The 25,548-nt window shown below is 69.1% G+C and carries 26 protein-coding genes and 1 pseudogene; 18 read left to right on the top strand and 9 right to left on the bottom strand.

The genetic code is table 11. From position 1 onward, the window contains the following. The first annotated feature begins 52 nt into the window (after positions 1 to 52). Genes DMH03_RS13835 through DMH03_RS13815 form a run of 5 tightly spaced genes read left to right on the top strand, consistent with a single transcriptional unit; the run spans position 53 to position 4,932 of the window. A complete protein-coding gene (locus DMH03_RS13835) occupies positions 53 to 1,039 on the top strand; it encodes a LacI family DNA-binding transcriptional regulator (protein WP_125792381.1) in 987 nt (328 codons plus the stop codon). Further along, positions 1,036 to 2,091 carry a class I mannose-6-phosphate isomerase gene (locus DMH03_RS13830; protein WP_125792380.1) on the top strand — a complete coding sequence of 352 codons (1,056 nt, stop codon included), beginning with the start codon at positions 1,036 to 1,038 and terminating at the stop codon, positions 2,089 to 2,091. The genes DMH03_RS13835 and DMH03_RS13830 overlap by 4 nt, the downstream gene beginning before the upstream one ends. After that, a complete protein-coding gene (locus tag DMH03_RS13825) occupies positions 2,088 to 2,852 on the top strand; it encodes an ATP-binding cassette domain-containing protein (protein WP_125786857.1) in 765 nt (254 codons plus the stop codon). The genes DMH03_RS13830 and DMH03_RS13825 overlap by 4 nt, the downstream gene beginning before the upstream one ends. After that, positions 2,849 to 3,910 carry an ABC transporter permease gene (locus DMH03_RS13820; protein WP_125792379.1) on the top strand — a complete coding sequence of 354 codons (1,062 nt, stop codon included), beginning with the start codon at positions 2,849 to 2,851 and terminating at the stop codon, positions 3,908 to 3,910. The genes DMH03_RS13825 and DMH03_RS13820 overlap by 4 nt, the downstream gene beginning before the upstream one ends. Positions 3,911 to 3,942: 32 nt before the next feature. Further along, positions 3,943 to 4,932, top strand: coding sequence for an ABC transporter substrate-binding protein (locus tag DMH03_RS13815; protein WP_199746387.1), 990 nt, complete (start codon positions 3,943 to 3,945; stop codon positions 4,930 to 4,932). Between the two features lie 243 nt (positions 4,933 to 5,175). Here the strand turns inward: DMH03_RS13815 and DMH03_RS13810 are convergent, their stop codons facing one another. After that, positions 5,176 to 5,655, bottom strand: a complete 480-nt coding sequence (locus DMH03_RS13810) for a hypothetical protein (RefSeq protein ID WP_233611499.1) — start codon at positions 5,653 to 5,655, stop codon at positions 5,176 to 5,178. A gap of 74 nt (positions 5,656 to 5,729) precedes the next feature. Between DMH03_RS13810 and DMH03_RS13805 the strand changes: the two genes are divergently transcribed. The 6 genes from DMH03_RS13805 (at position 5,730) to DMH03_RS13780 (ending at position 11,654) form a co-directional block, all read left to right on the top strand. Then, the gene (locus DMH03_RS13805; protein WP_199748859.1) at positions 5,730 to 6,776 is read left to right on the top strand and encodes a sensor histidine kinase; all 1,047 of its coding nucleotides are present in this window, start codon (positions 5,730 to 5,732) and stop codon (positions 6,774 to 6,776) included. Then, positions 6,773 to 7,543, top strand: coding sequence for a LytTR family DNA-binding domain-containing protein (locus DMH03_RS13800; protein WP_125792376.1), 771 nt, complete (start codon positions 6,773 to 6,775; stop codon positions 7,541 to 7,543). Before DMH03_RS13805 ends, DMH03_RS13800 begins: the two co-directional genes overlap by 4 nt. Continuing rightward, positions 7,540 to 7,887, top strand: a complete 348-nt coding sequence (locus tag DMH03_RS13795) for a hypothetical protein (RefSeq protein WP_125792375.1) — start codon at positions 7,540 to 7,542, stop codon at positions 7,885 to 7,887. Before DMH03_RS13800 ends, DMH03_RS13795 begins: the two co-directional genes overlap by 4 nt. Further along, positions 7,887 to 9,620, top strand: a complete 1,734-nt coding sequence (locus DMH03_RS13790) for a cation acetate symporter (protein WP_125792374.1) — start codon at positions 7,887 to 7,889, stop codon at positions 9,618 to 9,620. Before DMH03_RS13795 ends, DMH03_RS13790 begins: the two co-directional genes overlap by 1 nt. 67 nt (positions 9,621 to 9,687) lie before the next feature. Then, positions 9,688 to 10,029, top strand: a complete 342-nt coding sequence (locus DMH03_RS13785; RefSeq protein ID WP_125792373.1) for a DUF485 domain-containing protein — start codon at positions 9,688 to 9,690, stop codon at positions 10,027 to 10,029. Further along, entirely contained in the window at positions 10,026 to 11,654 is a 1,629-nt protein-coding gene (locus DMH03_RS13780) for a cation acetate symporter (RefSeq protein ID WP_125792372.1), read from the top strand. The genes DMH03_RS13785 and DMH03_RS13780 overlap by 4 nt, the downstream gene beginning before the upstream one ends. Before the next feature lie 59 nt (positions 11,655 to 11,713). Here the strand turns inward: DMH03_RS13780 and DMH03_RS13775 are convergent, their stop codons facing one another. Continuing rightward, positions 11,714 to 12,457: an isocitrate lyase/phosphoenolpyruvate mutase family protein gene (locus tag DMH03_RS13775; RefSeq protein WP_125792371.1), complete on the bottom strand. Its 744-nt coding sequence runs from the start codon at positions 12,455 to 12,457 to the stop codon at positions 11,714 to 11,716. Then, positions 12,454 to 12,918 (bottom strand): carboxymuconolactone decarboxylase family protein, encoded by a 465-nt coding sequence (locus DMH03_RS13770; protein WP_125792370.1) that lies wholly within the window; start codon positions 12,916 to 12,918, stop codon positions 12,454 to 12,456. The genes DMH03_RS13775 and DMH03_RS13770 overlap by 4 nt, the downstream gene beginning before the upstream one ends. Positions 12,919 to 12,964: 46 nt before the next feature. Between DMH03_RS13770 and DMH03_RS13765 the strand changes: the two are divergent. Further along, positions 12,965 to 14,343: pseudogene (locus DMH03_RS13765) on the top strand (PLP-dependent aminotransferase family protein). A gap of 80 nt (positions 14,344 to 14,423) precedes the next feature. Here the strand turns inward: DMH03_RS13765 and DMH03_RS13760 are convergent. After that, positions 14,424 to 15,104: a peptidylprolyl isomerase gene (locus DMH03_RS13760; RefSeq protein ID WP_125792925.1), complete on the bottom strand. Its 681-nt coding sequence runs from the start codon at positions 15,102 to 15,104 to the stop codon at positions 14,424 to 14,426. Between the two features lie 146 nt (positions 15,105 to 15,250). Between DMH03_RS13760 and DMH03_RS13755 the strand changes: the two genes are divergently transcribed. Continuing rightward, positions 15,251 to 15,838, top strand: a complete 588-nt coding sequence (locus DMH03_RS13755) for a hypothetical protein (protein WP_125792369.1) — start codon at positions 15,251 to 15,253, stop codon at positions 15,836 to 15,838. Positions 15,839 to 16,034: 196 nt separating this feature from the next. Here DMH03_RS13755 and meaB read toward each other — a convergent pair whose 3' ends face one another. Together meaB and DMH03_RS13745 are read right to left on the bottom strand one after the other, a co-directional pair. Next, positions 16,035 to 17,003, bottom strand: a complete 969-nt coding sequence (meaB, locus tag DMH03_RS13750) for a methylmalonyl Co-A mutase-associated GTPase MeaB (protein ID WP_125792368.1) — start codon at positions 17,001 to 17,003, stop codon at positions 16,035 to 16,037. A 5-nt stretch (positions 17,004 to 17,008) separates the two neighbouring features. Further along, positions 17,009 to 18,190, bottom strand: coding sequence for an acetyl-CoA C-acetyltransferase (locus DMH03_RS13745; protein ID WP_125792367.1), 1,182 nt, complete (start codon positions 18,188 to 18,190; stop codon positions 17,009 to 17,011). 131 nt (positions 18,191 to 18,321) lie between these two features. On the opposite strand from DMH03_RS13745, the gene mce reads away from it, so the two are divergent. Continuing rightward, a complete protein-coding gene (mce, locus tag DMH03_RS13740; RefSeq protein ID WP_125792366.1) occupies positions 18,322 to 18,771 on the top strand; it encodes a methylmalonyl-CoA epimerase in 450 nt (149 codons plus the stop codon). Here the strand turns inward: mce and DMH03_RS13735 are convergent. Both DMH03_RS13735 and DMH03_RS13730 read right to left on the bottom strand, forming a co-directional pair. Next, on the bottom strand, positions 18,765 to 19,328 hold the full coding sequence (locus DMH03_RS13735) for a TetR/AcrR family transcriptional regulator (protein ID WP_125792365.1): 564 nt from the start codon (positions 19,326 to 19,328) through the stop codon (positions 18,765 to 18,767). The genes mce and DMH03_RS13735 overlap by 7 nt on opposite strands. 16 nt (positions 19,329 to 19,344) lie before the next feature. Beyond that, complete coding sequence (locus DMH03_RS13730; RefSeq protein WP_125792364.1) at positions 19,345 to 19,713, bottom strand: SPW repeat protein; 369 nt, start codon at positions 19,711 to 19,713, stop codon at positions 19,345 to 19,347. Positions 19,714 to 19,916: 203 nt separating this feature from the next. Here DMH03_RS13730 and ccrA point away from each other — a divergent pair, with 203 nt between their 5' ends. The 4 genes from ccrA to DMH03_RS13710 all read left to right on the top strand — a co-directional run bounded on the left by ccrA (position 19,917) and on the right by DMH03_RS13710 (position 24,177). Then, the gene (ccrA, locus tag DMH03_RS13725) at positions 19,917 to 21,257 is read left to right on the top strand and encodes a crotonyl-CoA carboxylase/reductase (RefSeq protein ID WP_125792363.1); all 1,341 of its coding nucleotides are present in this window, start codon (positions 19,917 to 19,919) and stop codon (positions 21,255 to 21,257) included. A 77-nt stretch (positions 21,258 to 21,334) separates the two neighbouring features. After that, on the top strand, positions 21,335 to 22,471 hold the full coding sequence (locus DMH03_RS13720) for a chromosome segregation protein (protein ID WP_199748858.1): 1,137 nt from the start codon (positions 21,335 to 21,337) through the stop codon (positions 22,469 to 22,471). A 105-nt stretch (positions 22,472 to 22,576) separates the two neighbouring features. Further along, the gene (locus DMH03_RS13715) at positions 22,577 to 23,026 is read left to right on the top strand and encodes a universal stress protein (protein ID WP_125792362.1); all 450 of its coding nucleotides are present in this window, start codon (positions 22,577 to 22,579) and stop codon (positions 23,024 to 23,026) included. Next, the gene (locus DMH03_RS13710; protein ID WP_125792361.1) at positions 23,026 to 24,177 is read left to right on the top strand and encodes an adenylate/guanylate cyclase domain-containing protein; all 1,152 of its coding nucleotides are present in this window, start codon (positions 23,026 to 23,028) and stop codon (positions 24,175 to 24,177) included. The genes DMH03_RS13715 and DMH03_RS13710 overlap by 1 nt, the downstream gene beginning before the upstream one ends. A gap of 138 nt (positions 24,178 to 24,315) precedes the next feature. Here the strand turns inward: DMH03_RS13710 and DMH03_RS13705 are convergent, their stop codons facing one another. Continuing rightward, positions 24,316 to 25,548: an aldehyde dehydrogenase family protein gene (locus tag DMH03_RS13705; RefSeq protein WP_125792360.1), complete on the bottom strand. Its 1,233-nt coding sequence runs from the start codon at positions 25,546 to 25,548 to the stop codon at positions 24,316 to 24,318.

Here is a 25,548-nt window from a genome sequence, read left to right as displayed (position 1 = left end):
GTCTTCCAGCGGACCGGACAGCGGCCACCGCACCACCGGCCGACGGGCCACGATGAGTGACGTGGCCCGCCTCGCGGGCGTGAGCATCAAGACCGTCTCGCGGGTAGTGAACGACGAGCCCGCCGTCCATCCGGACACCGCGGAGCGCGTCATGGCGGCGATCGAGCAGCTCGGGTTCCGGCGCAATCTCGGCGCGCGGAACCTGCGGCGCGGCTCGACGACCGGGACGATCGGCCTGATCGTCGAAGACGTCGGTAACCCGTTCTACTCGGAGCTCAACCGGGCCGTCGAACGCATCGCGACCTCGTTCGGGCGCCAGGTGCTGACCGGTTCGTCGGAGGAGAACTCCGACCGCGAACGCGAACTGGTCCTGGAGTTCTGCTCCCGCCGGGTCGACGGCATCCTCGTGGTCCCGGCCGGGATGCAGCACGGCTACCTGGTCCCCGAGATGCGCGCCGGCACGCCGGTGGTGTTCCTCGACCGGCCCGCCGGCGACATCGTGGCCGACACGGTGCTCGTCGACAACATCGGCGGCACCGTCGAAGCGGTCGCCCACCTGGCGAAACACGGCCACCGCCGGATCGCGTTCCTCGCCGACAGCCCGGACATCTTCACCGCGGGCGAACGGCTGCGCGGGTTCCGGGAGGGCTGCGTCCGCAACGGGATCCCCTACGACGAGAGCCTCGTCGTGATGCGCACGCCGACCGCCGAGGGCGTCGGCGACGCCGTGCGACGGCTGCTCACCGGGCCGAATCCGGCCACCGCCGTGATCGCGGGCAACAACCGGGTCGCCGTGCACCTGCTGCGCGCGCTGGCGCACGCGCAGCGGCGTCCCGCGATGATCAGCTTCGACGACTTCGAACTGGCGGATCTGCTGGATCCGCCGGTCTCCGTGATCGCGCACGACGTGAGCGCGCTGGGCCGGGCGGCCGCGGAACTGCTGTTCGCCCGGGTACAGGGAGATCAATCCGCACCGAGAAAGGTAGTTCTGCCCGTGCATCTCGTAGCCCGCGGTTCCGGGGAGGTCGCCCCTTCATGAGCGGCCACCTCGAACCGATCCGCCTGCCGGCGAACCAGCCGCCGCAGTTCTACCGCGGCGGTGACGCCATCGCCGCGTTGCGAGACGCCCCCTCGGAGAGCAAGTTCGGCCCCGAAGACTGGGTCGGCTCGGCCACCACGATGTTCGGCCAGGAGACCAACGGCCTGACCAAGCTGCCCAACGGGGTCTGGCTGCGCGACGCCGTCCGCGAAAACCCGTCCGCCTGGCTCGGGGCGAAACACGTCGAGGCGCTCGGCGATTCGACCGGCCTGCTGGTGAAGCTGCTCGACGCGGGTCAGCGCCTGCCGGTGCACTTCCATCCGTCGGACTCGTTCGCGAAGCGGCACTTCGACTCGCACTTCGGCAAGACCGAAGCGTGGATCGTGGTAGGCACCTACGGCGAAGACCCGCGCGTCTACCCCGGTTTCAAGGAGACCGTCGACAAAGCGACGGTCAACGAATGGGCCCGCAGCCAAGACGCGCCCGCCATGCTCGGCGCGCTGAACAGTGTCGCGGTCACCCCCGGCGACACGGTCTACATCCCGGCGGGCCTGCCGCACGCGATCGGCGAGGGCGTGTTCGTCGTCGAACTCCAGCAGCCGACCGACTTCTCGCTGACCCTGGAATGGCGGGACTTCCTGGCGAACCCGGAGAAGGCGCACCTCGGGATCGGCTTCGAAACCGCCATCGAAACCCTGGACACCTCGGGCTGGGACGAAGAACGGCTCGGCTCGATCGTCAAGCGCACCGCGGGCGAGAACGCGTCCACTGTGGACCTGCTCGCCGACGGCAGTGACGCGTTCTTCCGTGCCGACCGGCTCCGTCCCGCTGTTTCCGGTAGGTCGACAACGTTGTCACTCGACCCGTCGTTCGCGGTGCTGGTCGTCATGGACGGTTCGGGAACGCTCCGCACCGAACACGGCGGCGAGTACGCCCTGCGCAAGGGCGAGACCTACGTGGTCCCGCACGACGCCGGGCAATCCACTGTAGAGGGCGATGTCACGATCATCCGCTGCCGTCCGCCCGCCCCCGAGAAGAGGGAGCGATCGTGAGCGAACTCCTGCTCGACGCACAGAACCTGGTCAAACGCTATGGCTCGGTGGAGGCGCTGCGCGGCGCTTCGTTCCAGGCGCGGGCCGGTGAGGTCACCGCGCTGATCGGCGACAACGGCGCCGGGAAGTCCACTTTGGTCAAATGCCTGTCCGGCGCGGAACAGCCGACGTCGGGCAAGATCCTGCTCGACGGATCCGAGGTGGTGCTCGAATCCCCCACCACGGCGCGGCGGATGGGGATCGAGACGGTGTACCAGGACCTCGCGGTCGCACCGGAACTCGACCCCGCCGCGAATCTGTTCCTCGGCAGGGAGATCCACCGCAAGGGGATCCTCGGCAAGCTCGGGATGCTGGACAAGGCCGAAATGAAGCGTCAAGCCGTGGAGGAGTTCCAGCGGCTCGGCGTGACCCTGCAGAGCACCGACGTCCCGATCGGCTCGCTTTCGGGCGGGCAGCGGCAAAGCGTCGCCGTCGCGCGGTCGGTCGTCTGGGCGTCGAAGGTCGTGTTCATGGACGAGCCGACGGCCGCGCTCGGCGTCGTGCAGCGCGAACGCGTGCTCGACGTGATCAAGAAGGTGCGGGACAAGGGCATCGCCGTCGTGCTGATCAGCCACAACATGCCCGAGGTGCTGTCGGTGGCCGACCGCGTCGAGGTGCTGCGGCTCGGCAAGCGCGTCGCCCGGTTCACCGGCTCCGACACGAAACTGGAAGACCTGGTCGCCGCGATGACGGGCGCCCTCGTACAAGAGGAGGCGGCATGACCGTGTCCACTCCGGCGAAGAACGATCCCGAGATCCAGACCTCGGTGGACGGTGGCTTCGGCAAGCGTTCGCTGGGACAGCGGCTGATCGGGGCGAACACGTTCTGGATCGCGCTGGTGCTGCTGGCGCTGATCATCGTGTTCACCGCCATCGCGCCCGCCGAGTTCGCGACGGTGTTCACCTTCCAGACCCTGCTCATCGAGACCTCGGTGCTGCTGGTGCTCTCGGTCGGCATGACGTTCGTGATCATCACCTCCGGTATCGATCTCTCGGTCGGTTCGGTGCTGATCTTCGCGGGCATGGTGGCGGGCAAGACGATGGAGGCGCTCAGCCCGGACGGTGACGCGACGAAGGCGGGCTGGGGCGTCATCACCGCCGGGCTCGTTGCGGCTGTCGTCGCGGGCACGATCTGGGGGCTGATCAACGGTTTCCTGATCGCGGTGGCGAACATCCCGCCGCTGATCGTCACGCTCGGCACGATGGGTGCCGCGCTCGGCGCCGCGTACCTGCTGAACAACGGGTCCGACGTGCGCAGCGTGCCGACCGAGCTCAACAAGACGCTCGGCTACGGGACGTCGTTCGGCGGGGTGCCGAATCTGGTGCTGGTGGCCGTGGTGATCACGCTGATCGGCGCCTGGTTGTTGCACACCACCAAATTCGGCCGCTACACCTACGCCGTCGGCTCCAACGCCGAGGGCGCGCGCCGGGCGGGCATCGGGGTGACCGCGCATCTGCTGAAGGTGTACACGCTCACCGGTTTCCTCGCCGGTGTCGCCGGTTTCCTGTCGCTGGCGTACTACGCGTCGACGACCATTTCGGCGCACACCACCGACAACCTCAACGCCATCGCCGCCACGGTGATGGGCGGCACGAGTCTCTTCGGCGGCGTCGGTTCGGTGCTGGGCACGGTGATCGGCGTGTTCATCCCGGCCGTGCTGAAGAAGGGCTTCAACATCACGCAGGTCCAGGACTTCTGGCAGATGATCGCGGTCGGCGCGGTGCTGATCGCCGCGGTCTGGTTCGACCAGCGGCGCCGTCGTCGCCGCAACTCTCGCTGAGATCCCTACACGCACAAAGAGGTGCTATCCCCATGAAGAAGACCCTGCTCGTCGCCGGTGCCGCCGTCTCCGCCGCTCTCCTGCTGACCGCTTGCGGCGGTGGCACGGTCGGCGAGTCGCCCTCCGGTGACTCCGGTGCCAAGACCAACAACAAGAAGCTGTCGCTCATCCCGGGCGTGCAGGCCGAGCCGTTCTACATCTCGATGCAGTGCGGTGCCGAAGCCGAGGCCAAGAAGGCGGGCTACGAGCTCACCACGCAGGCCCCGCAAAAGTTCGACGCGGCCATGCAGACCCAGCTGGTCAACGCGCTGGGCTCCAACCCGCCCGCCGCGCTGCTCATCGCGCCCACCGACGCGCAGGCGATGCTCGCGCCGATCCAGCAGGTCAAAACGCGCGGGGCGAAGATCATCGAGGTCGACACCGCGCTGAAGGACACCAGCGTGGCGGAGTCGTCGATCTCCTCGGACAACGCCGAGGGCGGCAAGCTCGCCGCCAAGACGATGGCGGAACTGGCCGCGGGCAAGACCGGCTCGGTGCTGGTGCTCGACACCATCGCGGGCACCTCGACCACGAACACCCGCGCGAAGGGCTTCGAGGACGAGCTGAAGAACTACCCGAACCTGAAGTCGGCGGGCGTGCAGTTCACCCAGAACGAGCCCGACCAGGCCGCGTCCAAGGTGACCGCCGCGCTGGCGTCCACCCCGGACCTGATCGGCATCTTCGCGACCAACCTCAACACCGGTGAGGGCGCCGCGACCGGCCTGCGGAACGCGGGCAAGATCGGCGCGGTCAACCTGATCGGCTTCGACGCGTCGCCGTCGGAGATCGAGGGCCTGAAGAAGGGCGAGTACCAGGGCCTCATCGCGCAGGACCCCGCCGCCATCGGGCAGCAGGGCGTGCAGCAGGCCATCGCGGCCCTGGAGGGCAAGCCGGTGACGCGCAACCTGACCGCTTCGCTGCACTCCATCACCAAGGCGAACATGGACGCGAACGCCCAGTACTTCTACAAGCAGAGCTGCTGACGCGCTTCGGTACCGCTAGGAAAGGACCGTTCCTTGCAAAATTTGCAAGGAACGGTCCTTTCATAGCATCCGGGAGTGGCTCGCTCCCGCGGTCGAGGGGCCGCGTTCGAGCGCGGTGTCGGTGCCGATGTCCGGTCCCGCTGCCGGGCCGCGGCCCGCAGCCGTGAAGCCCCGGATGTCAGGAAAGGGTCGTTCAGGACGAAAAACGTCCTGAACGACCCTTTCCTGACATCCGGAACCCGCTCACTCCGCGAACTCCACCACCCCAGCCGGAGCGAAACGCGTGAGAGCCGCGTACAGCGCAGCGCCCCCACCCAGGTGACCCAGCGCGTACACGTACTCGCCGTCCTCCAGCAGGTCCTCCGGCCCGGACCCGATCCACGACAGCCGGTAGTGCCACCAGTGCATCCACCGCCCCACCCGCCGCTTCTCCCGCCACACGCGCAGCCGCCGCACCTCGGTCCACCCGACGGCGAACTGACCCGCCACCTCGAAGCCCGAAGCGGACACCGTCAAGAAGGTGGCAGACCGCCGCAGAGCGAGCAGGATCAGCCCCGCGAAACCCACGCTGAGCAGGCTGAACACCACCCCGGAAACCGAGCGGGAGAACAGCGACAGAACGACGGCCACCACGCCGCCCACGCTGAACACCACGAACCCCGCCCACGCGAGCCGGCGCATCACGACGTCCAGCCGGAGCACCACGGCATCCCCAGTGACCATGCCCGGAGCGTAACCGCCGAAACCCCGCACCGACGTTAGGATCCAGTCCTCGACGTCGCGGAAGGAGGTGGCCGATGAGCACGCGTCTGCCCTGGCGTCCTGCCGTGAGCGCGGATCCGGTGCCGGTGCTCGTGGCCGCCCAGCGCGTCTCCGACGATCTCATGGACGGCCTCGCCGGGCCCCGCGCGCGCCACGCCACGCACGGCCTCCGCCGTTTGTTCGGTGTCCCCGGTCTCGGGCTGACCGACCTTTCCGGCTCGCTGATCTGGTCCGGCCGCCCGGCGGCGGACGACGTCGTGGTCTCGGCGCTCGACGAGGTACTCCACTCCGAGACTCCGGTGTCCGAGCCCGGGCTGGTGGCGCTGCCGCTCCACGTCCACGACGAACTCGCCGGTGTCCTCCTGGTCATCGAAGGAAGGACCGCCGTCGCCCGCCAGGCCGCCGAACTCGTCGTCCACGCGCTCGAACGCGGCAGGTTGGAGGCCTCCGCCGAGCAGGCCGCGGAGGCGGAGCTGCGCGCGCTGCGGGCCGAGATCTCGCCGCATTTCGTCTACAACGCGCTCACCGTGATCTCCTCGCTGGTCCGCTCCGACCCCGACCGCGCCCGCGATCTGATGCTCGACTTCGCCGAGTACACCCGCTACAGCGTCGCCCGGCACGGCGAGTACACGATGCTCGCCGACGAGTTCGGCGCCATCGAGACGTACTTGGCGCTGCAGCGCGCGGTGCTCGGCGAGCGGCTTCGGGTGCAGGTGCGGGTGGCGCCGGAGGTGCTGGCCGTCGCGGTGCCGTACCTCGTGCTGGAACCGTTGGTGGAGAACGCGATCCGGCACGGGATCGAGCCACGCGCCGAGGCGGGGTTCATCCAGGTTCAGGGAATGGCGGAAGGGAACGACTGCGTGATCAGCGTCGAGGACGACGGTGTCGGCATGGACCCCGCACGCGCGGCGGCGATCCTGGCCCGCCGCGGCGAAGACGGCGGCGTCGGACTGGCCAATGTGGACAGAAGGCTGCGCAGCGTCTACGGGCCGTGGTACGGACTGACGGTCGAGACCGAGACCGGCGCGGGCACCAGGGTCGTGGTGCGGGTGCCCCGATTCCAGCCGGGGGTGCTGCCGTGACGAACGGGCTGCGGGTGCTGGCGGTCGACGACGTCCCGCCCGCCCTCGACGAGCTGTGCAGCCTGCTGCGCGAGGCACCGGAAGTCGCCGAGGTGGTCGCGGCCGGTGACGCGCTGAACGCGCTCAAGCTGTTGCAGGGTGACCATTTCGACGCCGTCTTCCTCGACATCTCCATGCCGGGGCTCGACGGGCTGGAACTCGCCTCGCTGCTGGCGCGGCTCAACCGGCCGCCGGTGATCGTGTTCGTCACCGCGCACGACGGTCACGCCGTGGCCGCGTACGGCATCGGCGCCGTCGACTACCTGCTCAAACCGGTCCGCGCGGAACGGCTGTCCGCCGCACTGTCCAAAGTGGTCCGGATGGCGGGCAACCAGGCCGACGAGCCGAAACCGGCGCCGGACGCGATGTCGGCGCTGCCGGTGGAATCCGGCGGGCGCACGCGGTACGTCCGCCGTGACGAAGTCCAGTTCGTCGAGGCGCACGGCGACTATGTCCGGCTCCACACGAAATCCGGCGTCCACGTCACGCGCATGCCCATCTCCCGGCTCGAAGAGTATTGGGAGGGCACGGGTTTCACCCGCGTGCACCGGAGTTTCCTGCTCGCCGTGGACGCCGTGCTCGAACTGCGCAGCGACACCACCGGCGGCTTGCTGGCGCATACCGAAGCGGGTGACGTGCCGGTGAGCCGCCGCCACGCGCGTGACCTGCGCGACCGGTTGCTCGCCGCCGCGCAACGTGGCGAACTCGGCCGGGGAATCCCCCGGTGAGCCGCGTCAAACGGGTCGCCGTCACCAGCCCGCAGACCCGGCTCGCGCATTCGCGGCGCCGTTCGCGCGGACGCTGGCGGGTCCCCCGGCTGGCCGCGGGCGACGCCGAACGCGCGGACGCGCTCTACCGCGCCCAGCGCCGTCGCGGGCTCCCCGCGCTGGCCGGGATGGCCGGGCTGGTGTTCGGGCTCCCGCTGGTGTTCGGGGTGTTCCCCGGGCTGGATTCGGTGCGGCTGCTGGATATCCCGCTGTCCTGGCTGATGATCGCGATCCTCCCGTATCCGGCGATGGCGCTGCTTTCGTGGTGGCAGTTGCGCCGCGCGGAAAAGATCGAGGACGACTAGTGGTCGCTGCGCTCTCGGTGGCTCCGGTCGTGCTGATCACCCTGCTGATCGGGTTGCGCGGCGTCGCGGCCATGCGCACGACGTCGGACTTCCTCGTCGCGTCGCGCCGGATCTCGCCGCTGGTCAACTCGGCCGCGGTCTCCGGCGAATACCTGTCCGCCGCGTCGTTCCTCGGGGTGGCGGGGCTGGTGGTGAAGGACGGCATCGGCGCGCTCTGGTACCCCGTCGGGTTCACCGCCGGGTACATCGCGATGCTGGTGCTCGTCGCGGCACCGATGCGGCGCTCCGGCGCGCTCACCGTCCCGGACTTCGCCGAAGCCCGGCTGGCCTCCCCCGCCCTGCGCCGCCTCGCCGCCGTCGTCGTCCTCGTGATCGGAACCCTTTACCTGGTCCCGCAATTCCGGACCGCGGGGCTGGTGCTGACCGCTGTCGGCGGCACGCCGTACTGGGTCGGTGTCGTCATCGCGGGCGCCGCCGTCAGCGCGACACTGGCGCTCGGCGGGATGCGCGCGGCGACCTACGTCCAGGCCTTCCAGTTCGTGCTGAAACTGCTGCTGTTCCTCATTCCCGCGATCTGGCTGGTCTCCCAGGTCTCCCCGGAAGAACGGTCGGCTTCGGTGCACCCGGTGGAGTTCACCCACTTCGCCCGCGACACCCGGCTGTCCTTCGAGATCGACGTGACACTGACCCTGCGCGAGCCGACCACCCTGCTCACCCCGGAAAAGCACGTCGTGCCGCCGGGGGAACTGGTGGCCAGGAGCGGGCAGACCCTGGAATTCGCCGAGGGCACACCGGTTCCCGCCGTCCGGGGCGGTGCCCCGCTGGGCGGCCCGGACTGGCAACGGCCGCTGCTCGACCTCGGCGACCATGGCTATCCGCTGCTCGGCACGTGGGCGATCCTGATCGCCACCATGCTCGGCACCATGGGCCTGCCGCATGTCCTGATGCGCTTCCACACCAGCCCGGACGGCCGCGCCGCGCGCCGGACAGCGGCGATCACCGTCGCCCTGCTCGGCGTCTTCTACCTGTTCCCAGGGGTTTACGGCGTCCTCGGCCGGGTGCTGGTGCCCGAACTGTACGTCTCCGGCGCGACGGACACCGTCGTCGTCGCGCTGCCGGCGCAGGTCGACGACGGCTGGGCGGGGTCGCTGTTCACCGGACTGCTGACGGCGGGCGCGTTCGCCGCGTTCCTGGCGACGTCGCTCGGGCTGCTGCTGGTGATCTCCGGCGCGGTCGCGTACGACCTCGCGCCCGGCGGCCTGCGGAGACTGCGCTGGTCGGTGCTCGGGGCGGCCGCGGTGATGGTCCTGCTCGCGTTGCCGTCCGCCAGATTGGACGCGGGTGTCCTCGTCACGTGGGGTTTCACCGTGGCCGCGTCGACGTTCTGCCCGTTGCTGGTACTCGGCATCTGGTGGAACCGGCTCACCGCCGCGGGCGCGATCAGCGGCGTGCTCGCCGGGCTCGTCGCGTCTTCGGGCTCGATCCTGGTGGCGCTGTTCGTCCCGAGCCTGAGCGGGCTGCCCGCGATCCTGGTGTCGCAGCCGGCGCCGTGGTCGGTTCCGCTGGCATTCGGAGTAATGATCGTGGTTTCCTTGCGGGGCAGGCCACCCGCCTGGTCGACGGCCGCCATGTTGCGGCTGCATCTGGACGATCGCACAGCCGAAACCCCTTCGTCGTGGTCCGACCACCGTTCGTCGACCGTTCGTCGTCTCGGCAGACGTTTGAACCGCTGAAGGTTCCGGTCGCCTTGACCTCTCCTTAACGTGTCGCGGAACACATTCGCGGCGCAAGGAGAGCACGATGAGTACCGAAACGAACGCTCCCAGTCCGCCTGAAACGGACTGGGAGAAAGCCCACGACAGCCCCGAGTTCAAGGAGTTGCGTGCGCGGCTGCGCCGGTTCGTCTTCCCGGTCTCGGTGCTGTTCCTCGTCTGGTACCTGCTCTACGTGCTGCTCGCCGACTACGCGCACGGCTTCATGAGCACGAAGCTGGTCGGCAACATCAACGTCGGCCTGGTCTTCGGTCTGCTGCAGTTCGTTTCGACCTTCGTGATCACCGGGCTCTACGTCCGCTACGCGAACAAGAAACTCGACCCCATCGCGGAGAAGATCCGCACGGACCTCGAGAGTGAGACCAAATGACCCTCGCCGCCGGAGTCGAGGGCAGCAGCCCCGTACTCAACATCACCATCTTCGGCCTCTTCGTGGTCGTCACGCTCTTCGTCGTGTTCCGGGCCAGCCGCAACTCGAAGACGGCGTCGGACTACTACGCTGCGGGCCGCGCGTTCACCGGTCCGCAGAACGGCGTCGCCATCGCGGGCGACTACCTGTCCGCCGCGTCGTTCCTCGGGATCGCGGGCGCCATCGCCGTCTACGGCTACGACGGTTTCCTTTACTCCATCGGATTCCTGGTGGCGTGGCTGGTGGCGTTGCTGCTGGTCGCGGAACTGCTGCGCAACACCGGCAAGTTCACCATGGGCGACGTCCTGGCGTTCCGGATGAAGCAGCGGCCGGTGCGGGCCGCGGCGGCGACGTCCACGCTGGCCGTCTCGTTCTTCTACCTGCTGGCGCAGATGGCCGGTGCCGGAGGTCTCGTCGCGCTGCTGCTCGGGATCGAGAGCAAGGCCGGGCAGGCCGCGATCATCGTGATCGTCGGCATCATCATGATCGCCTACGTGCTCATCGGCGGGATGAAGGGCACCACCTGGGTCCAGATCATCAAGGCGGCGCTGCTCATCGTCGGCGCGCTCGTGATGACGCTGTGGGTGCTCGGCATGTACGGCTTCAACCTTTCCTCGCTGCTGCAAGGCGCCGTGGACAGGGCGGGCAGCGCCGGTGAAGCACTGCTCGGGCCGGGCAACCAGTACGGCAAGACTGGTACCACCAAGCTCGACTTCCTGTCGCTGGGTATCGCGCTGGTGCTCGGAACCGCGGGCCTGCCGCACGTCCTGATGCGCTTCTACACGGTGCCGACGGCGAAGGAAGCCCGTCGTTCCGTGGTGTGGGCGATCGGCCTGATCGGCCTCTTCTACCTGTTCACCCTGGTGCTCGGCTACGGTGCCGGCGCGCTGGTCGGCGCGGACAAGATCAAGGCCGCGCCCGGTGGCGTGAACTCGGCGGCCCCGCTGCTGGCGCTGGAACTCGGCGGACCGGTCCTGCTCGGCCTGATCGCGGCGATCGCCTTCGCGACGATCCTCGCCGTGGTCGCGGGTCTGACGATCACCGCGTCGGCGTCGTTCGCGCACGACGTCTACGCCAACGTGATCAAGAAGGGCAAGGCGAGTCCGGCCTCGGAGGTGAAGGTCGCCCGGATCACCGCGCTGGTGATCGGCGCGGTCGCGATCCTCGGCGGCATCCTCGCGAACGGGCAGAACATCGCGTTCCTCGTGGCACTCGCGTTCGCGGTGGCGGCGTCGGCGAACCTGCCGACGATCCTGTACTCGCTGTTCTGGAAGCGGTTCAACACCCAGGGCGCGCTGTGGAGCATCTACGGCGGACTCGCGGTCTGCATCGTGCTGATCGTCTTCTCGCCGGCCGTCTCGGGTAAGCCCGTCGACGCCAAGACCGGCAAGAGCGCTTCGATGATCCAGGGCGTCGACTTCCACTGGTTCCCGCTCGACAACCCCGGCATCGTCTCGATCCCCGTCGCGTTCTTCCTCGGCTGGCTCGGCACCGTGCTGTCCAAGGAGCACAACCAGAAGAAGTACGCCGAGATGGAGGTCCGCTCCCTCACCGGCGTCGGCGCCGAAAAGGCCGTCGCCCACTAGTCGCCGGGACGGTGCGGCCGGCATCCAACGCCCCCGGCCGCACCGTCCCGGTTCCCACTTCAGTAAGGCAGCTTGCCCGCCGTCAGCTCGGCCAGTTTCGCGCGGATATCCGCGCGGACCGACTTCCACAGCCCGGTACCCAGCGAGATCCGCGCCACCCCCAGTGCGGCGAGCGCGGAGAGATCGGGGCCTCCAGGCACCGGGGAGGCGTTGACCGCCCCCGACGCGACCGCCCGCACGAAATCGCCGAGCACGTCCGGCGACTTCACCAGGATCGGGTAGACGCAGTCCGCCCCGGCCTCGAAGTACGCCTTCGCCCGCAAGATCGCGTCGTCCAATACGGCTCGCTCGTCGGACGCGCCGAGGAAGACGTCGACGCGGGCGTTGATCACCAGCGTGTCCCCTGCCGCGTCGCGCAACTCCGCGATCCGTTCCGCCTGCGCCGCAGGCGAACGGACTCCACCTGAAGCGTGGTCGGTGTCCTCGTAGTTGCACCCGACGGCACCCGCTTCGGCCAGCCTCGCCGCGAGTTCTCCCGCTTCGAACCCGTACCCGCCTTCCGCGTCGACGGTCACCGGCACCGAGACCGCCCGCGCGATCCTCGCCGCCGCCGCGAACATCTCGTCGACGGGCGCGTCTTCCCCGTCTTCGTACCCGAGGACCTTCGCGACGGCGAAGGAACTCGTCGCCACGACCGGGAAGCCGGCGGCTTCCACGAGACGCGCGCTGTCGGCGTCCCACGCGTTCGGCAGGAGCAGCGGCGTACCCGCGACGTGCAGTTCCCGCAGCCGAGCCGCCGTCATTCGGCGCGCTCGGGCAGCGGCGCGTGGCTGGTCACGCACATCCGGTTCCAGCTGTTGATCGCGATGGCCTCCCAGACGATGGCGCGGTACTGCTCCTCGGTGAAGACGCGGGTGGCCTCTTCGTAGACGTCGTCCGGGACGTCGTGCAGGGTCGCCACGTTCGTGATCGCCTCGGTGAGCGCGAGCGCGGCACGCTCCTGCTCGGTGAACAACTCGGTCTCGCGCCAGCCCTGCAGCACGAACAGCCGCCGCGGCGACTCGCCCATCTGCAGCGCGTCGTGGGAATGCATGTCGAGGCAGAACGCGCAGTGGTTGATCTGCGACGACCGCATCTTCACCAGTTCGAGGGTCTTCTGGTCGACACCGGCGTTGGCGGCGGCCTTCTCGACTTCGGCCTGCAGTTTCGCCATCGCCTGGTAGATCTCGGGCACTCGCTTGCCCACATGGATTCGCTCGGTCATGCCGTCGAATCTAGCGGCGACTGGCCCACGAGTATGGTCCAGTCACATGGCAGATTCATGGTCCAGTTCGGGGATGGACGTCCACCTGGACTGGCGTCCCGAAAGCGGCCGGACCGGGCTCGCCGCGGCGATCCGCGCGGCCATCCGGGAGGGACGCTGGCAGGCGGGCGCCGCGGTGCCCTCGACCAGGGCGCTGGCGCACGACCTGGGGGTGGCACGGGGAACGGTCACCAGGGTCTACGCCGACCTCGCCGCCGAGGGCTACCTGCGGACGGCGCAGGGCGCGCCGACCCGCGTCGCGACGGCGGGCGCGCTGCCGCGTCACCGCCGCGGCCCGTCCCCCGCGACCCGGCGCCGCGCTGGGATCTGCGCCCCGGCAGGCCGAACCTGTCCGCGTTCCCCCGGTCCGCCTGGCTCGCGGCGATGCGGCGGGCACTGCACCGGGCGCCGATGTCGGCGTTCGACTACACGGCCGAATCCGGCGCGCCGGAACTGCGGGAGACGCTCGCCGCGTACCTGGCCCGCAGCCGCGGCGTGGTCGCCGATCCCGAACGCATCCTGGTGTGCGCCGGGTTCTCGCACGCGATGGCGATACTGGCGCGGGTCCTGCACGCGCGCGGCGCGGACGAGATCGCGTTCGAGAACCCGTCACTGCACATCTACCGGGACATCGCCGCCCGCAACGGTCCCCGCGTGGTCGGCGTCCCTGTCGACGACCACGGGATCACTGTGTCCTCTTTGGACAGTCCGGCGGTCGTGGTCACCCCGGCGCATCAATACCCACTGGGCGTCACCCTCGCGCCGGGACGACGGGCGGAACTCACCCGCTGGGCGGAGGAAACCGGCGCCGTCGTCATCGAGGACGACTACGACGGCGAGTTCCGGTTCGACCATCAGCAGGTCGGCGCGTTGCAGGCGCTGGCACCCGAACGGGTCGTGTACGTGGGCACGACGAGCAAGACGCTCGCGCCGTCGCTGCGGCTGGGCTGGATGGTGCTGCCGCGGTTCCTGGTCGAATCGGTACGCGTGGAGATGGCCGCGAGCGGGGCCCGGCCCGCGCTGCTGGACCAGCTGGCGATGGCCGAACTGATCGAATCGGGCGCCTACGACCAGCACATCCGCCGCTGTCGCGCCGAATACCGCTCCCGGCGGGACCGGCTGCTCGCCGCCCTGCCGGATTCCGTGCTGCCGCAGGGGATCTCCGCCGGGCTGCATTTGGTGCTCCAGTTCCCCGGTGACCTGCCAGGGGAGATGGAGGTGCTGGCCGCCTGCCGCCGTCGCGCGATCGGGCTCGAGGGGCTCAGCGGCCACTGGATCGGCGAGCCACAACGCGAAGGGCTCATCATCGGGTACGGCGCCGCCGCGAAACACGCTTTCGGCGGCGCCACCCAAGCCCTGCGCGAAGCCATCTTCGAAGTCACCTGACAACCCCCGCATTTAGTCCTCTGAATGCGGTAGTACGCACTGCCAACTACCGCATCCAGAGGACTAAATGCATGAGGGGATCAGCAGAACCAGGGGCGCGCCCGGAGGATGTCGGTCTTCAGGACGGGGGCGCCGTCGACCGGGGCGGGGTTCTCCGGGGTCGGCTTGATGCCGCCGGCGGCGACGTCGTCGAGGGTTTCGAGGCCTTCGTGGCCGACGGTGCCGAAGATCGTGTAGTTCGGGCGCAGCGCGGAGTCGCCGTACACGACGAAGAACTGGCTTCCGTTCGTCGCCGGGCCCGCGTTGGCCATCGCGAGGACACCGCGTGAGTACACCTTGCGCTCGCCGGTCGGGTCGGTCGGCGCGGGCGGCAGGCCGACGGGCAGTTCGTCCTTGTACTTGTAGCCGGGGCCGCCCTCGCCGGTGCCGCTCGGGTCACCGCACTGCAGCACCTTCAACGTCGGGTACGCGGTCAGCCGGTGGCAAGTCGTGCGGTCGTAGAACCGGTGCTTCGCCAGATGCAGGAAGCTCTGCACCGTGCACGGCGCCTTCGCCCGATCGAGGGTCAGGTCGATCTCGCCCTGATTCGTCTTGAGCTGGACCGGCACCTTGCCCCGATCCGGCGTACGACGGGGGTCCGGCGGCAACGGGACCGGCCGCGCGGCCGGCTCGTCCGGCGTCCGCGTGTACTGGCACGGCCCCTTGGTGACCTTCGGCGGCGTGCCTTCCGCGGCCGCCGTTCCGGTACCGGCCGCGAGCATCAGCCCGGCACCCAGCACTGCCACAAAGACCTTCGCGATCCTCTGCACGGTTCCTGCCTCCCAGCCGTGGACGAAGAGGAGAGCATAGGGTGAATCCCCACCGCTCACACAGGTCCGGAAGTAGGTCCGCGGTTAGGGTCGGAACCGTGGAGATCGCCGAACGACACCAATGGCAGCTGAACGCCCTGACCTTCCTGTACGCGTACACGCAGTACGTCCTCGTGCACGAACGGGTCATGGCGGGGCTGCCGCCGGACAAGCCGGCCGAACTCGACAAACCGCGCATGCACAGGCTCGCCAAGGTCGTCGACGACATGATCCTCGACTTCCGCAAGGAGGACGGGCTGACCGATCTCGAACGGCGCCGGGTCATCCGCCTCGCCAGAGAGATCAAGTCGCACGTCCGGGAGAAGTGGCCGCCTCGCGACGCGTCGCTCACCGAGTGGATCGCCTCGGCCGCGGCGCACTTCTACTGCGAAGAGCACATCAACAACGGCTACGTCCGGATGGGCCGCGTCTTCGACCCCGACATGGCCGACCGGTTCCTGGAGCGCGTCGAGTTCTGCCGGGGCCAGACCGTCACGATCACGAACTACGCCAACAAGGTGGCCGACGGCGAACAGCTCACCTACGGCGAGACGAACCAGCTCGAGGTCTGGAAAGAGGACGCGGTCGCCCATTTGGACAATCTCGACAGCGATTTCGGCGACATCAAGATGTACGTCGAAATCTGACCAGCCTCGTGAGTGGTAAGGACGGTTAGGGCCAAGGGCGGCTTAGGTACCTGCGTGGTTCCGGCCGCGGTTGGTGTCCGGCCCGGTCCGTGAAGGCCCCCTTCCCTCGGCTGAGCCGAGGAAACTCGACCTTCACACCTAGCCGAGCCGGTCAAGCCTCGTGAGTGGTAAGTGTCGTTCTAACGACACTTACCACTCACGAGCCGCGAAGGTCCTTGATGAGTTCTTCGGCCGCGGCGAACGGGTCGAGCGTCCGCGCCACCACGCGTTCGGCCAGTTCGGTGAGCCGGTCGCCGGAGCGCAGGTCGACGAGTTCCGCGCGCAGCCGCTGCAAGGCGATCGCCTCGACCTCGTCGCGGGCCCGCGCCGCGCGACGGCCGGGCAGTTCGTCGCGCTGGACCAGCCAATCGTGGTGGTCGTCCAACGCCCGCACGACGTCCTCGACGCCTTCGCCTCGTGAAGCCACCGTTCGCACGATCGGCTGACGCCAGCTCGGGCCGCGAATTTCCCGGCGTACCAACGAGATCATCTGTTTGAGGTCGTGCACGGTCGCGTCCGCGCCGTCGCGGTCGGCCTTGTTGACCACGAACACGTCCGCGATCTCCAGCACGCCCGCCTTGGCCGCCTGGATCCCGTCGCCCATCCCTGGCGCGAGCAGGACCACCGTGGTGTCGGCCAGTTTCACGACGTCCACTTCGGACTGACCGACGCCGACGGTCTCGATCAGCACGACGTCGAAACCGGCCGCGTCGAGCACCCGGACGGCCTGCGGCGTCGCCCACGAAAGGCCGCCGAGATGCCCGCGAGTGGCCATCGAACGGATGAACACGCCGGGATCGGTCGCGTGTTCGGTCATCCTGATCCGGTCGCCGAGCAGCGCGCCGCCGGAGAACGGCGACGACGGGTCGATGGCCAGGACGCCGACCCTCGATCCCTTCGCCCGCAACGCGGTGAGCAGCGCGGAGGTCGATGTCGACTTGCCGACACCGGGCGGGCCGGTCAGTCCGATGACCCGCGCGTTGCCGGTGTGCGGCGTCAGTTTCGCCGCGACCTCGGGCAGCCGCGGATGGGCGTCCTCGACCAGCGACAGCAACCGGGCGATCGCGCGGGGGACGCCGTCCCGCGCGCGATCGACCAGTTCGTCGATGTCCAGCTGTACCGGCAAGGGCTTTACGGGACGCGGAGCAGCAGAGCGTCGCCCTGACCGCCACCACCGCAGAGAGCGGCCGCGCCGAGGCCGCCGCCGCGTCGGCGGAGTTCGTGGATCAGGTGCACGGCGAGCCGCGCGCCGGACGCGCCGATCGGGTGACCGAGCGCGATGGCGCCGCCGTCGACGTTCACCTTGTCCGCGCTGACGCCGAGCTTGTCGCTGGAGACCAGGCCGACGGCGGCGAACGCCTCGTTGATCTCGATGAGGTCGAGCGCGTCCGCGGTCAGCTTCTCCTTGGCCAGTGCGGCGAGGATCGCGTTCGACGGCTGCTCGTGCAGGCTCGCGTCCGGGCCGGCGACCACGCCGTGCGCGCCGATCTCGGCGAGCGCGGTGAGGCCCAGTTTCTCGGCCAGTGCCTTGCTGGCCACGAGCAGCGCGGCGGCGCCGTCGGAGATCTGCGACGCCGAACCGGCGGTGATCGTGCCGTCGGAGGCGAACGCCGGGCGCAGCTTCGCGAGGCCTTCCGCGGTGGTGTCGGCGCGGACGCCTTCGTCCTTCGAGAAGACGACCGGGTCGCCCTTGCGCTGCGGGATCGACACCGGCGCGATCTCGGCGTCGAAGCGGCCCTCCGCGATGGCGGCGGCGGCACGCTGGTGCGAGCGCGCGGAGAACTCGTCCTGCTGCTCGCGGGTGATGCCGTAGCGGCTGTTGTACTTCTCCGTCGACGAGCCCATGGCGACCTGGTCGAAGGCGCAGAACAGACCGTCGTAAGCCATGTGGTCGACCAGCGTGGTGTCGCCGTACTTGAAGCCCGCGCGGGACTTCGGCAGCAGATGCGGCGACTGCGTCATCGACTCCTGGCCGCCCGCGACGATCAGGTCGAACTCACCCGCGCGGATGAGCTGGTCGGCGAGCGCGATCGCGTCGAGACCGGAAAGGCAGACCTTGTTGATGGTCAGCGCCGGGACGCTCATCGGGATACCGGCGGCCACCGCGGCCTGGCGGGCCGGGATCTGGCCCGCGCCGGCGGTGAGCACCTGGCCCATGATCGTGTACTGGACCGCGTCCGGCGAGACACCGGCCTGCTCCAGCGCCGCCTTGATGGCGAATCCGCCGAGTTGTGCGCCCGAGAAGTCCTTCAGGGAACCGAGCAATCGCCCGATCGGTGTACGGGCGGCACCCAGGATCACGGAACCGGACACGGCGTCCTCCAAGCATCGGCGCAAGGGCAAAGGGGGTCTTCGCGACCATACCCGGGTCGCGGGTCTCTTGATGGAGCCAGTGTGAGGCGGCGCACGCCGGTCCGCCCGCCCGCGCACCTATCCTGCTCTGCATGAACCAGGCGCTGAAACCGTTCGTGACGGCCATCGACCACGTCGGCATCGCGGTACCCGACCTCGACGCCGCGATCGCCTTCCACGCCGAGCATTTCGGCCTGGAGGTCGCGCACGAGGAGGTCAACGAGGAGCAGGGCGTCCGCGAGGCGATGCTGCGCGCGCCGGGCGCCGCCGGGACCGAGACCGCGATCCAGCTCCTCGCGCCGCTGCGCGACGATTCCGCGATCGGCAAGTTCCTCGCGAAGAGCGGCCCCGGGCTGCAGCAGCTGGCGTATCGAGTGTCCGATGTGGACGCCGCCGCGGCGGCACTGCGCGCGCAGGGTCTCCGGCTGCTCTACGACGAGGCGAAGCGCGGCACTTCCGACAGCCGGGTGAACTTCGTCCATCCCAAGGATGCCGGCGGCGTGCTCGTCGAGTTGGTGGAGCCCGCGAAGAGCGGTCACTGACCCCGCGTCAACGCTGAGGCGATGAAGAGGACCTCGCGATCGATTTCGGCGGGGTCCTCGTCCTCGGTGTGCCGTGCTGTCGCGTGCCGGTGGCTGACCGCCCGCGCGAGCAGCCCGGACGCCGAATCGATGTCGGCCGCGGCGAGCTTGCCGCCGGTCGCGGCGACGATCACCGCCTTCACCTGTCGGACGAGTTGCTGGAACCGGTCGGCCAGCGCGTCGCGGACGGCGCGGTGCGTGTCGGCCTCGCGCCACAGCAGATGTGACAGCGCCAAGGAGCGGTTGAACCGCCTGTCGAGTTCGACGACGAGGCCGCGGAGGCTGCCCACGAGGTCGCCGGGGACCACCACGACGGCCGGTTCGATCCGGGCGTCCGGCAGTTCGGCGACCAGCGCGGCCAGCAGGTCCGACTTACGCCGGAAGTAGTAGTGCACCAGGCCTTTCGGTACGCCCGCCCGCTCCGCGATCCGCGAAGTGGGCGTGGCGTCGAAACCGGATTCGGCGAAAAGCGCCTCCGCGGCTCGCAGGATGCGCTGTTTCGCCGAATCCTCTTTCACGCTGTTCCCTTCCGGGTCAGTGCTGCCCCGCCGTCCGGTGCGTCGCCTGTGCGATCGGCATCGCCGCCGCCCCGGCCACCACGGTCAGGACGCCGCCGATCCAAGCGGTCCAGGAGGCGCCCATGAAGTCGGCGTATCCCATCACCCATGGCGAAATGAACAGCAGCGCGCCCAGCACGATCTGGATGCCTTCGCCGTAGACCATGCCAGGCATCGCAAGCGACGCGAGGCCGTCGAGGGCGATCAGTGCGCCGAGGATGACGAGCGACCACATGGCGGTGTTGTCCGTGGTCATCCAGAGGGGTGAAAGAGCGACCACGACACCGATGGCCACCTCCGCCCAGTCATGGGGACGGGTCCAAGGGCGCGTCGTGGGTTCGTTCATGCGTGCTCACCTCCGAAAATCGGCTGAACCTGCAGGTCGGAGAGGTCTCCACCGCCCATGGTCCGCTTGGTTGGCCAGCCGGTCAAGACCGGTCGATAACACTTCGGGATGTGTACGTGCTCCACGTCTCGTACAGTTGTGAACCTGGTTACCGGTGAGTAATTTGTGGCGCCTACGCCGTCCCCCCAATCGCGGAGGTTTCGATGACGCAGATCGGCGAGATCCAGCAGGCCATTCTCAACGATGACCTCGGCGCCGTGGCGTCGCTCGACGTGCCGGAGTCCTATCGCGGGGTCACCGTGCGCAAGGACGAGGCAGGCATGTTCGAAGGCCTCGAAAGCCGGGACAAGGACCCGCGCAAGTCGCTGCACGTGGACGAGGTCCCGACGCCGGAGCTCGGCCCTGGCGAGGCGCTGGTCGCGGTCATGGCGAGCGCGATCAACTACAACACCGTCTGGACCTCGATCTTCGAACCGGTCTCGACCTTCAAGTTCCTGGAGCGCTACGGGCGGCTTTCGCCGCTGTCGAAGCGTCACGACCTGCCCTATCACGTCGTCGGCTCGGACCTGTCCGGCGTCGTGCTGCGGACCGGCCCCGGCGTGCACAACTGGAAGCCGGGCGACGAGGTCGTCGCGCACTGTCTCAACGTCGAACTCGAGGGCCCGGACGGGCACAACGACACGATGCTCGACACCGAGCAGCGGATCTGGGGTTTCGAGACGAACTTCGGCGGGCTCGCCGAGATCGCGCTCGTGAAGGCGAATCAGCTGATGCCGAAGCCGGGCCACCTCACCTGGGAAGAGGCCGCCTCCCCCGGTCTGGTGAACTCCACCGCCTACCGCCAGCTCGTCTCGCGCAACGGCGCCGACATGAAGCAGGGTGACGTCGTGCTGATCTGGGGCGCTTCGGGCGGCCTCGGTTCCTACGCGACGCAGTACGCGCTCAACGGCGGAGCGATCCCGGTCTGTGTGGTCTCCAGCCCCGAAAAGGCGGAGATCTGCCGGAAGCTCGGCGCGGAGCTGATCATCGACCGCAACGCGGAGGGCTACAAGTTCTGGAAGGACGAGCACAACCAGGACCCGAAGGAGTGGCAGCGGTTCGGCAAGAAGATCCGCGAGCTGACCGGCGGAGAGGACCCGGACATCGTCTTCGAACACCCTGGCCGTGAGACCTTCGGCGCTTCGGTCTACGCCGCGCGCAAGGGCGGCACGATCGTCACGTGCGCGTCGACTTCGGGCTACATGCACCAGTTCGACAACCGCTACCTGTGGATGAACCTCAAGCGGATCATCGGCAGCCACTTCGCGAACTACCGCGAATCGTGGGAGGCGAACCGGCTGATCGCGAAAGGTCTGATCCACCCGACGCTGTCGAAGACCTACGCGCTCGAAGACACCGGCCAGGCCGCGCTGGACGTCCACCGCAACGCGCATCAGGGCAAGGTCGGCGTGCTCGCCCTTGCGCCGGAAGAAGGTCTGGGCGTCCGGAACCACGAGCTGCGCGAAAAGCACATCGACGGGATCAACGCGTTCCGGAACGTTTAGCGCGCCAGAACGCGCTTTCGCCGCGCGTTGCGTGGGTGCTCACCCTTCCGTGACTCCAGCTCGACTACGGTAGAAGGATGAGCCTTGGCGAGGAACGGGAGCTAGTGCCGCTGGGAGCCGGCTTCGACGTGGCGAAGCGCGGTTACAGCCGTGCGCAGGTCGACGAACATCTCGAACGGCTGGACGCCGATCTGAAGATGCTCACCGCCGATCGCGATGCCGCCATCGGACAGGCGGGCGACCTGGCACGGCAGCTGGAGATCGCGCGCGGCGAGATCGCGGACCTGCGCGGGCAGGTCGACAGGCTCGCCCAGCCGCCGACGAGTGTCGAAGGCCTTTCCGAGCGCCTGCAGCGCATGTTGCGGCTCGCGCAGGACGAAGCAGCCGACACCAAGGCGCGCGCGGAAGCCGAAGCCGGGCACATCCGGGCGAAGGCGGAGACCGACGCGAGCGCCATGCGTGCCCGCTACGAGCAGCTGCTCAACGAGCTCGACCTCCGCCGCAAGGAGATGGAGGCCGAGCACCGCGGTGTGCTCGAGAAGGCCCGCGCCGAGGCGAAGGACATCATCGACAAGGCGAAGGCCGAGCGCGACAAGCTCGACGCCGAGTCGCAGCAGCGCCGCACGCAGGTCGAAGAGGACTTCGAGATCGCGATGGCGTCGCGCCGCACCGAGGCCATGCACGCGCTGGCCGAGCAGGAGGCCGCGAGCAAGGCCGAGGCCGCCCGCCGCGTCCGCGAGGCCACCGAGGACGCCGCCGCCATCCGCGCGAAGGTGCTCGAAGAGGAGACGACGGCCAAGGCCGACATCGAACGCCGTCAGCGGGAGTCCGTCGCGGACGCCAACAAGCGCAAGCAGGACTCGATCACCGAGGCCAACGCCCGGCTCGCCGAGGCGGCCGACGAGGCACGCCGTCGCGTCCGGCAGGCCACCGAGGAGTCCAACCGGCGGATCACCCAGGCCACCGAACGGGTGGAAGCGCTCCGCAAGGTGCGCTCCAGCCTTGCCGAGCAGGTCCGCACCGCACGGACCGCGCTCGCCGAGGCGACGCACGTGCTCGGCGACGAACCGCATATCCCCGCGGAGCTCAAGGCGAAGCCGTCACCCGACTCGGAAGCCACCGTGCAGCTGCGGACGGCCGATGTGCCGAAGGCCACATCCGGCGCGAAGCCTTCACCGCGACCTGCGGCAGCGCAGAAACCGACTGGCGAGTAACCTTTCCACCCGACCGCTCTCACGACGGCCTGCGAGCCACTCGCCGAGCGGTTATCGTCGCTGCTCGCACGCAGGTGCGGGCTGTCAGATCGGTGGAGGTTGCGGATGGCTGCATATCGGACCGTGGTCGTGGGCACGGACGGATCGGATTCCTCGTTCGCCGCGGTCGACCGGGCGGCGAGTGTCGCCGGGGATTCCGGAGCGACCCTGGTCGTCGTGTGCGCCTACTACCCCGCCAACAAGGGCGACGTGGAGAAGGCGCAGGACGTCCTCGGTGACGAGGCGTACCAGGTGGTGGGCTCGGCACCGGCCGAGGACACCCTCCTGTCCGCCCGTGACCGGGCCGCGAAGGCCGGCGCGAAGAACATCGAGACCGCCGCTGTCGTCGGCGACCCGGTCGACTCGCTGCGCAAGGTCGTCGCCGAGCGCTCCGCGGACCTGCTGGTGGTCGGCAACCGCGGGCTGAACACCCTCGCGGGCCGCATCCTGGGCTCCGTGCCGTCCGAAGTCGCGCGAAAGTCCGGGGTGGACGTGCTCATCGTCCACACCACCTGATGCCCGAACCCGGCGAGATCTCGGCCGACGCGCTGCAACAGCGCCTCGAACGGATCCTGCTCGGCGGAAAGCGCAAGTACACCCGGCTCGAAGTCGCCGAGAAGGCAGGCGTTCCCGAGGAACGTTCTCGGCGGCTTTGGCGTGCGCTGGGCTTCGCGACCGTCGATGACGACGAGGTCGTCTTCACCGACGCCGACATCGAAGCGATCCGCACCGCGGATCAGCTGATGAACTCGGGGCTGATCGACCCGAGCATCGAACTGGCCGTGACCCGCGCGCTGGGCCAGCACCTTTCGCGGCTCGCGGAATGGCAGGTCCACATGCTGTGGACGATGATCACCGAGAACAAGGAGATCGGCAGCAGCGAACGGCAGATCGGGCGGCTCGTGGAACGGCTGCTGCCCGAACTGGAGAAGATCCAGGAGTTCGTCTGGCGCCGCCACCTCGCGGCCTACGCCGGCCGGGCGATGGCCCTTCCCGACGAGGACCTCGAAACGAGGACCGAGGTGGTCGGGTTCGTCGACATGGTCGGCTACACCCGGCTGACCAGGCAGGTCGACGAAGAGCGGCTGACCGACATTCTCGACCGGTTCGAATCCGTCGCCACCGAGGTGGTCGCCGACCACCACGGGCGGATCGTGAAGATGATCGGCGACGAGGTCCTGTTCGTCGCCGATTCCGCCGTCGACGGCGCCGAGATCGCCCTCGCCCTGTCCGAACGCGCCGACGCCGACGAAACCCTGCCCGCCGTGCGCGCGGGCCTCGCTTCGGGCCGGATCCTCAGCCGGTTCGGCGACGTCTACGGCTCGGTCGTGAACCTCGCCGCCCGCCTCACCTCGACCGCGCGGCCGGGCACCATCCTGGTGGACAAGGAACTCGCCACGGAGCTGTCGGACTTCCCGGAATACGAGGTTCGCACGCGGCGGCCGGTGTCGGTGCGGGGATACAACCGGCTGCGGCCTTCCTCCCTGCGCCGGGCGCGGGAACGGCCTTCGGGCATGTTCGCCTCTTCGCAGCAGCTTGCCGCGGAGATGCTGGGCCTGGCTGACGCCACTCCTGCTGCCGCGCCTGCTCCGGAAGACGTCGAGGACGCCACCGCCGAGTCGTTGCCGCCTCAGCCGCGGCCCCGGTCCAAGCACCGGCGGCGCTGAGCTCCCGCCGGGAGAGCAAGGGACCTTTGCTATCGCTTCTGCGGCCGCGGAAGCCCCAGTGTCATGAAAGGGTCGTTCAGGACATCTTTTGTCCTGAACGACCCTTTCATGACATCCGTGAAGGGAACCAGCGCGAGGTCAGGCGGGCAGCACGGCGTACTGCCGCACGTAGAGATCGGTGTAGGTGACCGGACCGCGCGGGCCGGGGACCTTGTCCAGGTTGATGCCGGTCTCGGGGACGGCGAGGAGCTTGAAGCCGTCAAGCAGCCGGGTAGGAGCGTTCCAGAAGACGCCGGTGCCGGTGTAGGCGTCGAAGAACGCGTCGGCGGCTTCGCTGCTTTCGGTGGCGATGCCGGCGGCCAGGCCCGAGGTGCGCTCGTTGGCGATCTCCGCCGCTTCAGGCAGGCCCGAGACCTTCGCGACGGTGACGGTTGCTTCGCGGTCGGAGTCGAGGGCCCATTCGTAGCCGATGGCGTGCTCGTGCGGGGCGAGCGAAGGGGTCACGCCGCGTTCGGCCAGCGCGCCGGAGATGCCGGGCCAGACGCGGTCGTGGGCGTCTTCGTGGATCAGCAGCAGGTTCAGCCGGTTGCAGACGCCGAGCCGGTCGAGGCTGTTGAAGACCAGGTCGCGCACCTTGTCGGTGTCGGCGGCCTCGTCGACGTACAGCACGCCGCCGCCATCGGCGTGGGCCAGCGTGCGTACGCCGTGGACGGCCGCCTCGGTGGCCAGCGCCCTGGTGCTGTCACCGCTGCCGCGCAGGATGACCAGCGGCACGAGCGCCGGGAACCGGACCAGCGCGGAAGCCGCTTCGCGTTCGGCGCGCGGCACCAGCTGGATGACGTCCGGGTCGATGCCTGCCTCGGCGAGCGCGGGGGCGATCACGGTCTCGCGCAGGCGCTGGGCCGAGCCGAGCGCGGCGGAACCCGTGCGGAGCACGCCGCCGTTGCGCGACTTCACCAGCTGCGAGGCGACGTCGACCGTGACGTTCGGCCGCGCCTCGTAATTCGCGCCGATCACACCGACCGGGCGGCGGCGTTCCACCAGCCGCAGCCCTCCGTCCAAAGTGGACACATCGACGGACCGCTCCTGATGCGGCGCGCCCGCCAGGAGACGGAGCTGTTCGGCCATGCCGGTCAGCCGCTCGGGGGTGATGGTGAGCCTGTCGAGCAGACCCGCGCTCATCCCGTCCTCGCGTGCCTTGGCGATGTCGGCCTGGTTCGCTTCGAGCACGACATCGGCGTGCTCGACCAGCTTGCCGGCCATGACGTTCAGCGCGGCGTCGATCGCCTCGGCGGCGAGGGCGGCCAGCGACGGTGCGGCCCGTTTCGCCGATCGAGCGCATTCCTCGACGGCCTTGGCGACCTCGTCCAT

The organism is Amycolatopsis sp. WAC 01376, from assembly GCF_003947415.1.
Classification (GTDB): Bacteria; Actinomycetota; Actinomycetes; order Mycobacteriales; family Pseudonocardiaceae; genus Amycolatopsis.
This window is presented reverse-complemented; position numbering and strand designations above follow the sequence as displayed.